Origin of the sequence: Terrabacter sp. Soil811, assembly GCF_001429655.1 — a bacterium.
Classification (GTDB): Bacteria; Actinomycetota; Actinomycetes; order Actinomycetales; family Dermatophilaceae; genus Terrabacter.
Genome location: NZ_LMSX01000008.1, coordinates 270865 through 284401 on the forward strand (window position 1 = coordinate 270865; position 13537 = coordinate 284401).

General features: G+C 72.0%; 14 protein-coding genes. 5 read left to right on the plus strand and 9 right to left on the minus strand.

Going from position 1 to position 13537, the window contains the following annotated elements:
* The first annotated feature begins 111 nt into the window (after nucleotides 1–111).
* Together ASH01_RS11755 and ASH01_RS11760 are read left to right on the plus strand one after the other, a co-directional pair.
* A complete protein-coding gene (locus ASH01_RS11755) occupies nucleotides 112–597 on the plus strand; it encodes an acyl-CoA thioesterase (protein ID WP_056777605.1) in 486 nt (161 codons plus the stop codon).
* Nucleotides 594–1232 carry a hypothetical protein gene (locus ASH01_RS11760; protein ID WP_056775899.1) on the plus strand — a complete coding sequence of 213 codons (639 nt, stop codon included), beginning with the start codon at nucleotides 594–596 and terminating at the stop codon, nucleotides 1230–1232. Before ASH01_RS11755 ends, ASH01_RS11760 begins: the two co-directional genes overlap by 4 nt.
* Before the next feature lie 69 nt (nucleotides 1233–1301).
* Here ASH01_RS11760 and ASH01_RS11765 read toward each other — a convergent pair whose 3' ends face one another.
* The 5 genes from ASH01_RS11765 to ASH01_RS11785 all read right to left on the minus strand — a co-directional run bounded on the left by ASH01_RS11765 (nucleotide 1302) and on the right by ASH01_RS11785 (nucleotide 8080).
* Nucleotides 1302–2093, minus strand: a complete 792-nt coding sequence (locus ASH01_RS11765; RefSeq protein ID WP_056775901.1) for a glycerophosphodiester phosphodiesterase — start codon at nucleotides 2091–2093, stop codon at nucleotides 1302–1304.
* Nucleotides 2094–2147: 54 nt separating this feature from the next.
* Complete coding sequence (locus tag ASH01_RS11770; RefSeq protein WP_056775903.1) at nucleotides 2148–2903, minus strand: hypothetical protein; 756 nt, start codon at nucleotides 2901–2903, stop codon at nucleotides 2148–2150.
* Complete coding sequence (locus ASH01_RS11775) at nucleotides 2900–5794, minus strand: hypothetical protein (protein ID WP_056775905.1); 2895 nt, start codon at nucleotides 5792–5794, stop codon at nucleotides 2900–2902. The genes ASH01_RS11770 and ASH01_RS11775 overlap by 4 nt, the downstream gene beginning before the upstream one ends.
* A complete protein-coding gene (locus tag ASH01_RS11780) occupies nucleotides 5791–6144 on the minus strand; it encodes a hypothetical protein (RefSeq protein ID WP_056775907.1) in 354 nt (117 codons plus the stop codon). The genes ASH01_RS11775 and ASH01_RS11780 overlap by 4 nt, the downstream gene beginning before the upstream one ends.
* Before the next feature lie 127 nt (nucleotides 6145–6271).
* The gene (locus ASH01_RS11785; protein ID WP_082619776.1) at nucleotides 6272–8080 is read right to left on the minus strand and encodes a glycoside hydrolase family 13 protein; all 1809 of its coding nucleotides are present in this window, start codon (nucleotides 8078–8080) and stop codon (nucleotides 6272–6274) included.
* Nucleotides 8081–8187: 107 nt separating this feature from the next.
* Here ASH01_RS11785 and ASH01_RS11790 point away from each other — a divergent pair, with 107 nt between their 5' ends.
* The gene (locus ASH01_RS11790; RefSeq protein ID WP_056775909.1) at nucleotides 8188–9042 is read left to right on the plus strand and encodes an LLM class flavin-dependent oxidoreductase; all 855 of its coding nucleotides are present in this window, start codon (nucleotides 8188–8190) and stop codon (nucleotides 9040–9042) included.
* 54 nt (nucleotides 9043–9096) lie between these two features.
* On the opposite strand, the gene ASH01_RS11795 is transcribed toward ASH01_RS11790, so the two are convergent.
* Nucleotides 9097–9594: a MarR family winged helix-turn-helix transcriptional regulator gene (locus tag ASH01_RS11795; RefSeq protein WP_056775911.1), complete on the minus strand. Its 498-nt coding sequence runs from the start codon at nucleotides 9592–9594 to the stop codon at nucleotides 9097–9099.
* Between the two features lie 55 nt (nucleotides 9595–9649).
* On the opposite strand from ASH01_RS11795, the gene ASH01_RS11800 reads away from it, so the two are divergent.
* Both ASH01_RS11800 and ASH01_RS11805 read left to right on the plus strand, forming a co-directional pair.
* Nucleotides 9650–10873 carry an FAD-dependent oxidoreductase gene (locus ASH01_RS11800; protein WP_056775913.1) on the plus strand — a complete coding sequence of 408 codons (1224 nt, stop codon included), beginning with the start codon at nucleotides 9650–9652 and terminating at the stop codon, nucleotides 10871–10873.
* Nucleotides 10870–11277, plus strand: a complete 408-nt coding sequence (locus ASH01_RS11805) for an NUDIX hydrolase (protein ID WP_056775915.1) — start codon at nucleotides 10870–10872, stop codon at nucleotides 11275–11277. The genes ASH01_RS11800 and ASH01_RS11805 overlap by 4 nt, the downstream gene beginning before the upstream one ends.
* A gap of 53 nt (nucleotides 11278–11330) precedes the next feature.
* Here ASH01_RS11805 and ASH01_RS11810 read toward each other — a convergent pair whose 3' ends face one another.
* The 3 genes from ASH01_RS11810 to ASH01_RS11820 all read right to left on the minus strand — a co-directional run bounded on the left by ASH01_RS11810 (nucleotide 11331) and on the right by ASH01_RS11820 (nucleotide 13429).
* Nucleotides 11331–11948 carry a hypothetical protein gene (locus ASH01_RS11810; RefSeq protein WP_056775917.1) on the minus strand — a complete coding sequence of 206 codons (618 nt, stop codon included), beginning with the start codon at nucleotides 11946–11948 and terminating at the stop codon, nucleotides 11331–11333.
* A gap of 136 nt (nucleotides 11949–12084) precedes the next feature.
* The gene (locus tag ASH01_RS11815) at nucleotides 12085–12471 is read right to left on the minus strand and encodes a globin (RefSeq protein ID WP_082619777.1); all 387 of its coding nucleotides are present in this window, start codon (nucleotides 12469–12471) and stop codon (nucleotides 12085–12087) included.
* A gap of 31 nt (nucleotides 12472–12502) precedes the next feature.
* On the minus strand, nucleotides 12503–13429 hold the full coding sequence (locus ASH01_RS11820) for a mechanosensitive ion channel family protein (RefSeq protein ID WP_056777613.1): 927 nt from the start codon (nucleotides 13427–13429) through the stop codon (nucleotides 12503–12505).
* Nucleotides 13430–13537 lie beyond the last annotated feature (108 nt).

The following is a 13537-nucleotide window of genomic DNA, read 5'->3' on the forward strand; positions in this document are numbered from 1 at the left end:
TACGGGTCCCCACCGACCGGGCCGACCGGCATACCCAGGCTGTGGAGGGGCCCGCGTCCCACCGAGGGGATGTGGACGAGCGGCGAGACGGGCGGCTGGAAGGATGGGGGCATGACGGAGACCGAACCGCAGGCCACGCCGTATGCCGCCCACGTGTCGCTGCGCTGGTCCGACATGGACGCCTACGCGCACATCAACAACGTGCAGTTCCTGCGACTGCTCGAGGATGCGCGCGTCATCGCGTTCCGCGACTGGTTCGAGGGCGGGGGGGCGGGCGACAAGACCCTGCTCGACGAGGGCGTGCTCGTGTCGCGCCACGAGATCGAGTACCGCCGCCCCCTCGGATTCCGACACGCCCCCGTCGAGATCCAGATGTGGGTCTCGCGAGTGGGTGGCGCAGGCTTCGACGTCGCCTACATCGTCACCGACCCCGACGGTGTCGGCGAGGGCGAGCGGCCGGTCTACGCCGTCGCCGAGACCGAGCTCGCGCTCTACGACTTCGCGAGCGAGGCGCCGCGGCGCATGCGCCCCGACGAGCGCGCGTCGGTGCAGGTCCACGTCGGCGGTCCCGCGCCCTTCCGGAAGCGACGCCGGTGACCGGCACGCCGCAGATCGACTTCGGCGACCCGCGCGGTCTCGCCGACCTCGGCACCTACCTCGCCCGGGCGAGCCGCGCCAACCCCGACGGTGCCGTGCGCCTCCAGGTGCTCGGCACTCTCCTCGTCACCACGGTGGCGGTCATCGAGGGCACGGGGCTCATGGGTGACGGCACCGTCCTCGGCATGCGCGTCGTGACGATCGCGCCCTCCGACGCCATCGACACCACCGTGTCCTTCGCGTCGGTCGCCGACCGTCTCGCCCGCGACGGCGCGAGCGCCCTGCTGAGCGTCCCGCCGACGACCGTCCGCGCTCCGTGGAGCGGGCTCACGCCCCCGCGGGACGGCTGGGAGCCGGTTGGCCAGCTCGACGGTGGGGCCATCGACTCCATTGCGCGCCAAGGCATCTCGCAGGTCGCCGAGGGCACTCCCGAGAACGCCGGGGGTCACGCGGTCGACGCGCTCCGGCGGCGGACCTGGGGTGCCATGAGCGACACCGTGCCGCCCATCGCGGCGGGACTCGCCTTCGGTGCGCACGTGCTCGGCTTCACGGCTCCGGGCGAGCCGGCGTCGATCGCGGCCCACGGCCGGTGGACGCGCCTCAGCACGTCGCGGGGGCACGTCCTCGTCCGCTGACCCGATGGCGTATGCCGTCCGCCGCGGTCGGGGGTGCGGCGGGGTCGCGACGTGGCGCGGGGAGGCGGCTCAGGCGTGCCCGGTCCACGCGCCGCGCTGGAGGAGGACGTCCTTGAGCACGTCGATGCGGTCGCTGACCAGCCCGTCGACGCCGAGGTCGAGCAGCCGCCGCATCTCGTCGGCGTCGTCGATGGTCCAGACGTGGACCTGTTTGCCGAAGCGGTGCGCGGTGTCGACGAGGCGACGGGTGACGACGGGCACCGACCGTCCGCGCAGCGGGATCGACGGAGGCACCTGGAAGACGTCCGCCGGCGTGCGGAAGACCGAGGTCAGGACGCCGGGTCCGAAGCGGGCCAGGGCCGTGCCGACCTGGGCCGCCGCAGTCGCGACGGTGCCGCGGGACAGGCGGCGGAAGTGCGAGATGTTGCGCTGGGAGAACGAGCCGACGCAGACCTGGTCGTGCAGCCCGCGCTCCTCGATGATGCGCCAGAGCGGCTCGGCCGTGCCCGGCGCCTTGAGGTCGATGTTGAGGCTGATGTCGGGCCACGCGTCGAGGACGTCGGTGAGCAACGGCACGTGCCCGCCGTCGCCGACCTCGGCGTGCGAGACCTCGGACCAGGGCAGGTCGCGGATGCGCCCGCGAGCGTTGCTGACCCGGTCGAGCCTCGTGTCGTGGAACGCGACGAGCTCGCCGTCGCGGGTGACGTGGACGTCGGTCTCGAGGTGGGTGTATCCGAGGTCGACGGCGTTGCCGAAGGCCGTCATCGTGTTCTCGAGCCCGACGTTCGGCGCGTAGAGCGAGCCGCCTCGGTGGGCCAGCGCCACGGGCGTGTGTGCGAGGTAGGCCCGTGTCGTCACCATGGGCCCGAGGGTATCTGCCGTTCCGCCGTCAGCCCGCCGCATCCGAGTGGCTGCTCAGCCCACCTCGGGCAGAAGCCACTCGGTGACGTCGCTCCGCGAAATCGGTGCGTCGCCGTGCATCGTCAGAACGGGACCGCTCGCGAACCGGGCGCCGCCGGGAGCGGGCGGTTCGCCCTCTCGGGGGAAGAACCGGTGGGCCTGGGACACGGTCTGACGCAGCGTCCACCGATCCGGGGAATCCCACGCCGGTAGGTCGGGAGGCTCAGGCAGGTAAATCGGGGTCGGTGTGAGCAAGCCAGCGTCGACGAGCGACGCGACAAGATCAGAGGTTCGGTCCAGGAGCTGCCAGGGCAGCGGCTTGGACGCGCGGACGACCTCGAGTGCGTCGGCCGGGGACAACGCGGATGCGCGGACCTGTTCGAGAACTTGCGCACCCACTGCGCGGGAGTCCCAGGTGTGCAGGCGTCGGTCCTCCGGGCGCGAGGCGTACTCAGGGGGGAACGGCGTCCACCGGCGCTCACGGACGAGGATTCCGCCGAAGTCGGTCATCGACATCGGGGCAGCCGTCTGCTCCTCCAGACGGGCGTAGATCTGCCAGGCGCCGAGCGTCGAGTAGTCCTTGATGCAGATGTCGGTGACGTCGTCGGGATCTCCCGGAAACGGCTCGGAGTCGACCCACGCTGCTCGACCGTCCCCGAACTCGATCCCGATCCCGGTCGGGATGTCGAGGACGCTTGCGTCGGGGAGGGCCCGCAGAGCTCTGATGACCTCGTCCGGGGGCAGCTCGATGGTGATGTCCCACGACGTCATCCTTGGCGCTTCCTTTCATGAACGATGCCGGCCTGGTCGAGGATCATGATCGACTCGAGCCGAGGGTAGCGAGCCAGGGCCTGCTCGGCTTGACGCAGTGCCTCAGGCGTGGAAAGTGGGCACCTCTGAAGGTCTACCACCACGCGCGGTGACTGCATGCTCCCCTTTCGCAGGTTCCGGACCACCGTGTCCTTGGAATTCCCTTCAGGAGCCTTGAACTCCCACGTGACCCCATCTACGAGCCCATCCGCGGACTTGTCTCGATGTGTAGGGGGCAAGAACGTGATGTCGTGGCCCAGGGCTGCCAGCCGTTCGGCCGTCCTCATCTCGTGGGCTTCGATCTTCTTGACCCGAGACAGGTCGATACTGCCGACTCGGGGACGCCAGATGGGTGGATCGCCCGAGTGGCTCGTGACGCGGACGCGGTCGGTGGGGGCGGTGCGCTGCTTGAGGCGTTCCGCGGCCGAGGTGGCGCCGCCTCGCGAGCCGTCCTTGACGGCAGCGTCGAACGCAGCACGGATCTCGGCGTCGCGGGCCGCCCGGAGCTCGGCGACCGTCAGGAGCAGGGGAGCGCGGGCGGCTCCGAGCTGCACGGCCGGGAGCACGTCGGCGCGACCGCCGGTGACCGCACCGATGCGCGTCACCAGCTGGGCCCGTCGTGCGTCGTCGAGCTCGGTCTGCGCCAGCTCGACGTCGGAGCGGACCAGTGCGATGACGAGGTCGTCGTCGGCCGTGCGCGTCGTCCCGCCGTCGACGTAGGTGCGCACCGTCGACGCCAAGCCCGCCAGGCTCCCGCGACGGATCTCCTCGATGACGTGACCGGCCTCTGCAAGTCCCTGCCAGGCCGAGCGGTTCAGCACGTCCTGCCGTCGGGCGACGGCCACGAGCGCGGCGGAGGCCGCCTGGTCGAGGAAGCCCAGCCGAACGACATCGCGAGGCACGTCGCCACCACGTTCCGCGGTGTCCTGCGCCGCTCGGAGCTCTCGGTCGACGAGTCGTCTGTATGCCGCGCCGGCGTCCTTGGCGCGCAAGCCCATCCCGGTGTCGACGGCCAGGGCGCCGACCACTCCGGTCAGCTCCTCGGCGTCGAGCCACGGCTCCATGCCCCCTGAGGTCTGCCGGACGTAGCCCGTGGCAGGTGCTGCGCCCAAAAGTGGTGTCGAGAGGGCGGCGTCGACGTTCTGACGCATCGCCGAGAGCCAGTCGGCGACGAGGTGCTCGAGGGGTGCGGTGGCACCCGAGTAGAGGTGCGTGGTCGAGGCCTCGAGCATCGCGTGGGTGCTGGTGCGGGAGACCTCGAGCATCACCCGCGACCGGGTCTCGGCGGCCCCCTCGTCGGTCGCGGTCGACACGCTCGAGAGGAGTCTCGCGAGGTCGGCGTCCGTCGAGAGCCGGAGATCGGGATGACTCTCGATCCCGTTGGCCTCGTAGGCGACCCATCGACGCACGAGGTACTCACCCAGGGTGATCCGGTCACCCCGGCTGTTGGCCAGGGCGCCGGCAGGGACCTCCGAGTCCGGAAGCGGTTCGGCCAGCAGCGCCGACGTCTCGGCTGGATCGTCAACGACGTGCCCGAGCAGGGCGTGGACGGGGTCACCGGTGCGCGAGCCGTCGTCGAACCACGACGCGAACGTCGCTCCGGCGTCGGCATGGAGCGTCGTCCCGTGCGCCAGGGCGACGTCGTCATCGCGCGTCTCAGCGATCTCGGCGGTGGCCGCCGCGGCGGCTGCACGTCGCGCGAACCGCCCGGGTAGGCGACGGCGGTCACCCGAGGTCCGAGCGCCCGAGAGGAGCTGGCCCAACAGCCACGCCCCGGTCGCCCGGCCCCCTCCCACGGGGTCCACCTGGACCGTGTCGACAGCGGCGACGAGGTCGTCTGCGAGCAGGGCCGCCCCGGAGGCCAGCTGGGCGCGCGTCCGCGGGTCGGTCCCGACGGGCGCTCCGTGACTCGTGCCCGTGATGACGAGCGAGCCGAACGCCCCGAGGAGCTCACGGACGGTGTCGACGTCTGCACCTGACGCGCTCCGGGTCACACCGGCGGCCATGAGCACCCTGGCGAGTCCGTCGGCCCCGATCTCCGACAGCAGCGCCTGCGCGTAGACCGGGTCGTCCGCTCGTGCACGGACATGCGTCGCCAGCTCGGCCACCTCGGCGTCCGTGAGCCCGCCCGACGCGCGACCCCCGGCCATGACCGTGCGTGCCATCAGGCCGTCGGCGAGAGCAGCGTCGCGCGATGCCCGCGCTGCGACCACGCCGTCGGCAAACCACAGTCCGCCGGTGACAGCAGAGCGCACCCGTCCCGCACTGGCCGAGGCCCCGGACGAGAACGTCACGTCGGAAGCGCGCGCCACGAGTCTCGCGCAGCGCCGAGCCGTCGCGCGCAGGTCGTCGAGGACGCCGGCGTACGTCCGGCTCAGTCGGACCCGCCCCTCCGCCTGTTCCGACCGAGCCCGCTCAGTGACCAGCACCCCGATGGCACCCGTCGGATCGGGGAGTGCTGCGATCCGCAAGAGAGCCAGCGCGTGCTCGGCGTCGAGAGCGTCCCACTGCCGCTGCAACGAGCGGATGCGCGCCTGGGCGTGGTCGAGCGCGGCGGCATACGTCAGCAGCGAGCGGGAGGCGTCGGGCAGCGCCTCGACGACACGGCGTGCGCGGGCGCCCAGCTCGTCCGCCTCCGAGCGAGCCGCGGTCGCCGCGTCCCCGGTCCAGACGGCCGAGAGCCGCGGTCCCAGCGTCCCCCGCATCGTGGCCGTCGCACGCGCCCGGGACGCAGCTCGGCCGAGCGAGCGCGCCGCAGCACGAAGACCCGCGACGTCACCCGTCGGGAGGGGAAGCGCAACGTCGCCGGGAATCGCCGCGGACGCGTGGCCGACCTCGTGGACGCGACTCACGGCGCCACTGCGCTGACCGGATCACCAAGATTCACAGTGCTGCTCGCCGCTACCCCAGCAAAACCGGCGGTCACGAAGAGCTCCACCGACCGGGCCTCGAGCGTCGACCGGTCGAGCCGGTCGGCCAGGGCGCCGGCAGCATCGGCGACGGCGTCGAGTGCGTGGGCATGGACCACCCGGAAGCGGTCGAGCTCGACCCTCAGCACGTCGCCCTCGTCGCCGGTCGAGGCCATCGCGCCGGCGGTCGCCGTGGCCACGTGCGACGCGCACTCGCGCAGCTCCGCCGGGTCGTGCGCCAGCGCGAGCCGCTCCCGGGACACCCCGTCGGAGTCGATGGCGTAGCGCGTCATGCCCCGACCGTAGGAGAGCCCGCGACGCCGTCTCCGCCGTCATCCACAGGCCCGGGTATGCCGTGAGGCCCCGTCCAGCAGGACGGGGCCTCACGTGCGGGCGGGTCGTGGACCCGTCGTCAGGACATCAGGACCAGCGGGCCCAGACCGTCGTGTCGGTCGGGACGAGGCCGTCCTCGAGCGGCCCGGAGGCCACGATGAGCTCCGCGCCCTCAGGGAGGGCGATGGGCTCGGCTCCGAGGTTGGCGACGACGAGCACCCGGTCACGCCGGGACGAGCCGTTGGTCAGCGCGATCACGTCGCCGGCATACCCCTCGACCCACGTGAGCGAGCCGGTCCCGAGGGACAGCTCGCGGCGCGCGGCGAGGAGCGAGCGGTAGAGCTCGAGGGTCGAGCCGGCCACGCCCTCCTGGCGGTCGACGGCGTAGTCGGCGTAGACGGAGGGCTGCGGCAGCCACGTGCTGTCGCTCGGGCCGAAGCCGAGCGAGGGGCCGTGGACCGACCAGGGGATCGGGACGCGGCAGCCGTCGCGGCCGGTCTCGGCGCCGTGGGTGCGGGCGAAGGTCGGGTCCTGGCGGAACTCGGCCGGCATGTCGGTGGAGTCGGGCAGGCCGAGCTCCTCGCCCTGGTAGATGTAGGCGCCACCGGGCAGCGCGAGCATGAGCGAGGTGGCCGCGCGGGCACGGCGCAGGCCGAGCGCGCGGTCCGGCTGCGGGTCGGTCGCCGAGATGCCGTTCATGCGGGGCGTGCCCGGTGCGAAGCCGAGACGCGAGGCGTGGCGCACGACGTCGTGGTTGGACAGCACCCACGTCGACGGGGCGCCGACGGAGTCCGCGGCGTGCAGCGACGAGGTGATGACGGCGCGCAGGTCCTCGGCCGTCCAGGAGGCGGTGAGGAAGTCGAAGTTGAACGCCTGGTGCATCTCGTCGGGACGGACGTAGGCGACGGCGCGCTCCTGCGGCTCGACCCACGCCTCCGCGCAGAGGATGCGGTCGGGCGTGCCGTAGGACTCGAGGATCTGGCGCCAGGCGCGGTAGATCTCGTGGACGCCGTCCTGGTCCCACATCGGGCTGCGCTTCGTGTGGTCGATCCGCGGCGCCTCCTCGACGGGGGCGGCCTCGTGCAGCCCCTCGAGGCCGTGCTCGTGCTCGGAGTGGCCGAGCATCGTCGTGCGCTCCTCCTCGGTGTCGGGCAGGCCCTGCTCCTTGATGAGGCCGTGGGCGACGTCGACGCGGAAGCCGTCGACGCCGCGGTCGAGCCAGAAGCGCAGGATCGACTCGAACTCGGCGCGCACCTCGGGGTGCTCCCAGTTGAAGTCGGGCTGCTTCGTGTCGAAGATGTGGAGGTACCACTGGCCGGGCTTGCCGTCGGCCTCGGTGACCCGGGTCCACGCGGCTCCGCCGAAGACGGACTCCCAGTTGTTCGGGGGCAGCTCGCCGTGCTCACCGCGTCCCTCACGGAACATGTAGCGCTCGCGCTCGGCCGAGCCGGGGCCGGCGGCCAGGGCGGCCTGGAACCACACGTGCTCGTCGGAGGAGTGGTTGGGCACCATGTCGACGATGACCTTGAGGTCGAGCTCGTGGGCGCGCGCGATCATCGCGTCGGCATCGGCGAGCGTGCCGAAGATCGGGTCGATGTCGCGGTAGTCGGCGACGTCGTAGCCCGCGTCGGCCTGCGGCGAGGTGTAGAACGGCGAGAGCCAGATGGCGTCGACGCCGAGCGCGCGCAGGTGGGGCAGGCGCGAGGTGATGCCGGGGAGGTCACCGATGCCGTCGCCGTCGCTGTCGGCCCACGAGCGCGGGTAGATCTGGTAGATCACCGCTTGGCGCCACCAAGCGGCGTCCGGGCGGTCCGCGGCGTGCACGGGCGTGGCGTCCTCGCGCACCTCGAGGTCGCGCGCCGGGTGGTTCAGGGTCTGGGTTGCTGATCGCGTCACGGGCCACCATCGTTCCGCATCACGCCGAAAACTCAAAGAAAGTTCTGCAACTTCTTGCAACGCGTCGCCAGGACCCGGCTGTCACCGCCCCTTGGTAGGAACGGAGGATGAAGAGCGGCTTCGTCGTCCCGTATGCCACTGAGCGTGAGTTCGCCGATCTGGCGCGGCTCGGCGAGGAGCGGGGATGGGACGCCGTCCTCGGCTGGGAGGCGCTCTACGGCGTCGACGCGTGGGTGCAGCTCGGCGCGGCCGCCATGGTCACCGAGCGCATCCGGCTCGGCACCCTGCTGACGCCGGCCTCCCGTCACCGCCCGTGGGACCTCGCCTCCCGCGTCGGCTCGGTCGACCGGATCAGCGGCGGACGGGCGTTCATGTCGGTCGGTCTCGGCGCTCTCCACCCCGGGTGGACGGCCTTCGAGGCCGACGAGGGTCGTGCGGTGCGCGCCCGCAAGCTCGACGAGTGCCTGGCGATCTACGCCGGCCTGCTCGGCGACGCCTCGACCTTCACGTACGCCGGTGAGCACTACAGCGCCGGGCCCAACGACTTCATGCTCCCGCCTCCGACGCCGCAGCGTCCCCACCCGCCCGTCTGGGTCGTCGGGGCACCGACGCCCGGGCGTGGGCGTCAGCGTTCGCTCGAGCGGGCGGCGCGCTGGCAGGGCCTCATCCCCGCGATCCATCCGCCCGACGGGCAGCCGAAGACCGTCGAGGCGTTCGCGGCCGTGGTCGATGCGGTGCACCGGCTCCGTGCGGAGGTGGGTCTGCCCTCGGAGCCCTACGACGTCGTCATCGAGGCCGACTCGTGGGGCTCGTTCACCGCGCTCGAGCCCGCCCAGCCGGCCGCCTGGGAGCAGGCCGGCGCCACGTGGTGGATCGAGAGCTGGTGGGACCTCGGGCCGGGGCCGCACGGTCTTGCCGAGGTGCGCCGCCGCGTCGAGGCGGGTCCGCCCACGACCCGGTGAGCCCGCCACGTCGTGCGCGCGAACCAGACGGCGTATGCCGTGGGGTGGCGTCGGTCAGGCGGGCTCGGGTGGGTGCCGAGCGAGCAGCGTCCGGTGCTCGTCGGTCAGCGCCGTGATCCGGCGGAGGTAGTCGCCCATGAACTCCAGCTGCTCGGTGTCCAGCTCGTCGAGCATCGGCTGGCCGGCCCGGACCAGCGGGCCGTAGGCCTCCCACGTCCGCGTCTGACCGAGCTCGGTCATCTCGACGAGCACGGTGCGGCGGTCGGCCTCAGAGCGCGTCCGCCGCACGAGGCCCCGCTTGGCGAGCCGGTCGATGAGGGCTGTCGTCGCGGCCGGACGCAGGCCCGTCGCAGTGCTCAGCTGGCCGGCGGACTTCGGGCCGTCGACGAGCCAGTCGAGGCACCGCAGATCGGCCGGTCCGAGGCCGAGGGCCCGCCCGACGGTGTCGTCGAAGGCCTGCACCGAGCGCTGGTACTGCTGCATCGCGTCCCCGAGCGCGTGGACGAGCTGCTCGCGCCTGCCGGGGTCAGGGGGTTGACGGACGGACGACATCGGCCTTACCTTTCGAATCTCGAAACATTCGATTCTCGTAAGGAAGGGTATCAAGATGAAGGCTCTCGTCGTGGGAGGTGGCATCGCCGGTCCGGCCGCCGCGCTCGCCCTCCAGCAGGCCGGGATCGAGCCCGTCGTCCTCGAGGCCTGGCCACGGTCCGACGGCGAGGCCGGGTCGTGGTTCACGCTCGCCTCGAACGGGTTGCACGCCCTCGACCTGCTCGGCGCACGGCACCTCGTCGCACCGATCGGCTTCCCGAGCGAGCGCAATGTCATGGTCGGCGCCACCGGTCGCGTGCTCGGCACGATGAGCCTCGGCGTGCCGCTCGACGACGGCACCGTCGCGGTGACCATGAAGCGCTCCCGCCTCGCCGCGGCTCTCCTCGACGAGGCCGGGCGACGCGGGATCGACGTGCGTCACGACAGCCGGGTCGTGCACGTGGCGAGCCGCCCCGACGGGGTCACGGTGACACTCGAGGACGGGTCGACGCTCGAGGGCGACCTGCTCGTCGGCGCCGACGGTGTCCGCTCGTTGGTCCGTCGCACCATCCATCCCGAAGCCGCTCCGGCGCGCTACGTCGGGCTGACGAACTTCGGAGGCATCACCGAGGCGACGTCGATCGCCGGCGCCCTCCCAGCCCGGGAGTGGCACTTCGTCTTCGGGTCGCGCGCCTTCTTCGGAGCCCACCCGACGCCAGACGGCGACGTCGTGTGGTTCGTCAACGTCCCCGGCCCGGCGATCACCCCGGCCGAACGCGCGGCGCGCACCCCGGAACAGTGGCGCGACCACCTCGAGGGGCTGCTCGCCGCCGACGCCGGGCCTGCCGCCGACCTCGTGCGGAGCGGCCGGCTCGAGCTCTGGGCCGACAACACCCAGGACCTGCCGCGTGTCGCCCGCTGGCACCGCGACCGGATGGTCGTCATCGGCGACGCCGCGCACGCGCCGTCCCCGAGCTCGGGTCAGGGAGCCGCCCTGGCGCTCGAAGACGCCGTCGTCCTCGCCACGTGCCTGCGCGATGCAGGCACCGTGGAGGAGGCCCTGACGGCATACGACACCGCGCGACGGGCGCGCGTCGAGCGCATCGTCGCCGCCGGTGCGCGCAGCAGCAGCTCGAAGATCCCGGGACGGGCGGGCCGCGCGGTCCGCGACGCGATGATGCGGCTCGTCTTCCGCTTCGTCGTCACCGAGCGCTCGAGCGCCTGGATCACGGGTCACCGGGTGCGTTGGGAGCCCGGGGAGCAGACCGCCGAGGAGTCGGCACTACCGTCGGGGGCATGACGACCTTTGTCACCGCGGCGTTCTGCCTCGTGAGGGACGGCCACCTGCTCACCGTCCGCAAGGCCGGCTCGACGCGGTTCATGCTGCCCGGCGGCAAGATCGACCCGGGCGAGTCCGCGCGCGAGGCGGCCGTCCGCGAGGTGATGGAGGAGGTCGGACTCGACGTGTCGGGTGTCGGGGAGCCGCTGGGTCGGTTCCACGACGTCGCGGCGAACGAGCCGGGTGCCTGGGTCGACGCAACGGTCTACGTCACCCACCTGCTCCCCGAGGACTCCCCGGCGCCGCTCGCCGAGATCGCCGAGCAGCGCTGGCTGGGTCTCGAGGACGAGCTGCCGGCCGACCTCGCGCCGCTCCTGCGCAACCACGTCGTGCCCTCCCTGCGGGCGCACCTCGCGACACGCTGAGGGCGTCACCCGGGACCCGTGTGACGCCCTGCGTCGGCGCAGTCAGCCCACCGTCAGTGGGGTCCGTCGTGCATGTCGATGACGCCGGCCTTGGCGGCCTTCTTGACCGCGTCGGCCTCCGCCTGGGTCAGCGTGCCGTCCTTGACGGCCTGCGCGAGGCGGTCGTCGAACGCCTTCTGCTCATCGGCTTCGTGCGCAGCGCGAAGGTCGGCGAACGCCGCCTTGACCTTGGCGGCATCGATGCCCAGCTCGCTCGCGAGCTTCGTCGCCAGCTCGTCCTGCATCGTCGCGGGGTCGGGCTTCGTCGCCGTGCCCTGCCCGGGAGTGGGCTTGGCCTTGAGGTCCTGTCGCACGGCCTTGAGGGCATCCTCGAGCTTGGTCTGGTCGACGCCGAGCTTCGTTGCGAGCGCCGCGAGGTCCACGCCCTTGCCCATGCCGGGTCCCATGCCGCCGTGGCGGCCACCGGGGCCCCAGCCGCGCCCGTTGCCCGGCGTGCTGTCGGTCGTGCCCTGGTTGGGGTCTCCCTGGGTCGAGGTCGCCGTCGGGGTGGGGGTCGTCGTCGTCGTCGTGGCGTCGTCGGCGCGGGCCCCCTGTGAGACACCGAGTCCGATGGCGGCTGCCGCGGCACCCACCACGGCGACGCCCGCCACCTTCTTGTTGATCGACACCATGCCGCATCCCTCCGTCGTCGTCGGACGCGTGGTCCGACCGTGGAAACACCTGACTCCAGAGAACACCCGGCTCGAGGATCGTGACCCGTGAATGTGCTGTGAGTTGCTGTGAGTCCTCGGGAGTGTGAGGCCGTGCTCAGAAGGTGCCGTCGGGTCCCGGCGCGTTGACGAGGGAGTATGCCGCCCGGGTGAGGTAGTCACGCAGCCGGTCGTCGTTCTCGGGGGAGAGCTCGAGCGTGTCGACGGCGTTCATCATGTGCAGCAGCCAGCGGTCACGCATGTCGGGCGTCACGGCATACGGCACGTGGCGCATCCGCAGCCGCGGGTGTCCACGCTGCTCGGAGTAGGTCGTGGGTCCGCCCCAGTACTGCTCGAAGAACATCCGCAGGCGCTCCTGCGCCGGTCCGAGGTCCTCCTCGGGATAGAGAGCACGCAGCGGCGGGTCCTCCGCGACGCCGCGGTAGAACTCGCGCACGAGCCGGTCGAAGGTCTCGTGGCCACCGAAGTCGTCGTAGAACGTCACGTCGGCCAGTCTCCCAGAGCGGTGCCGGCGGTCACTGCGGGGCCGCCCCGCCGTAGGGCGGCATGACGGGCTGGGGGCTGCGCACGCCGGCACGGTCGAAGGCCGCCTTGACCCGCTCGCGCATCTCGCGCTGCACGCCGAACTGCTCGTTGGCGATCGTCTTGGCGATGATGCGGATCGTGATGACGCCGTTCGCGATCGACTCGACGCCGACGACGTTCGGCTCCTCGAGGAGGATGTTCTTGAAGGCGTCGTCGTCGTCCATGACGCCGACGACGTCGCGGATCACGGTGATCGCCTTCTCGACGTCCTGGTCGTAGGCGATCGGTACGTCGACGATCGCCGTCGACCAGCCCTGCGTCTTGTTGCCGATGCGGATGATCTCGCCGTTGCGGACGTACCACGTCATGCCGCCCGCGTCGCGCAGCTGGGTGACGCGCAGCGACACGTTCTCGACCGTGCCGACGACCTCACCCGTGTCGATGACGTCGCCGACGCCGTACTGGTCCTCGACGATCATGAAGACGCCGGAGAGGAAGTCCTTGACGAGGCTCTGGGCTCCGAAGGCCAGGGCCACGCCGCCGACGCTGGCGGAGGCGAGCATCGGCCCGAGGGGGATGCCCACGAGCGACATCACCGTGAGCGCGGTGATCCCGAAGACGACGAACGTCGTGATGCTCTTGAGCAGGGCTCCGACGGTCTCGGTGCGCTGCACGTGGCGGGCGTTGGCGACGCCGCCCACCGCCTGCAGCGCCCGCCCGGCGCCGGGGATCCTCGCGAGGTGCTCCGCCCGCCGGGACGTCGCCGTCGCGACCACCCGGTCGATGAGCCGGTGCAGCACCCAGCGCGCGACGACACCGAGGACGACGGTCGTCAGGATCAGCAACGGCGCACCGGCGAGCCAGTCGCCGACCCCGGCCCACGTCAGGGTCGACAGGTCGGGCACGGAAAGCGTCATGGCTGGGTCCTGGGCGGGTGGCGGGCTGGGTGTCGGGGTGGAGCCGAAAGGGGTCAGGTTCGTGAAGGCGTCGATCACAGGGGTCTCGGTCAGGGTCTCGTCAAGGGT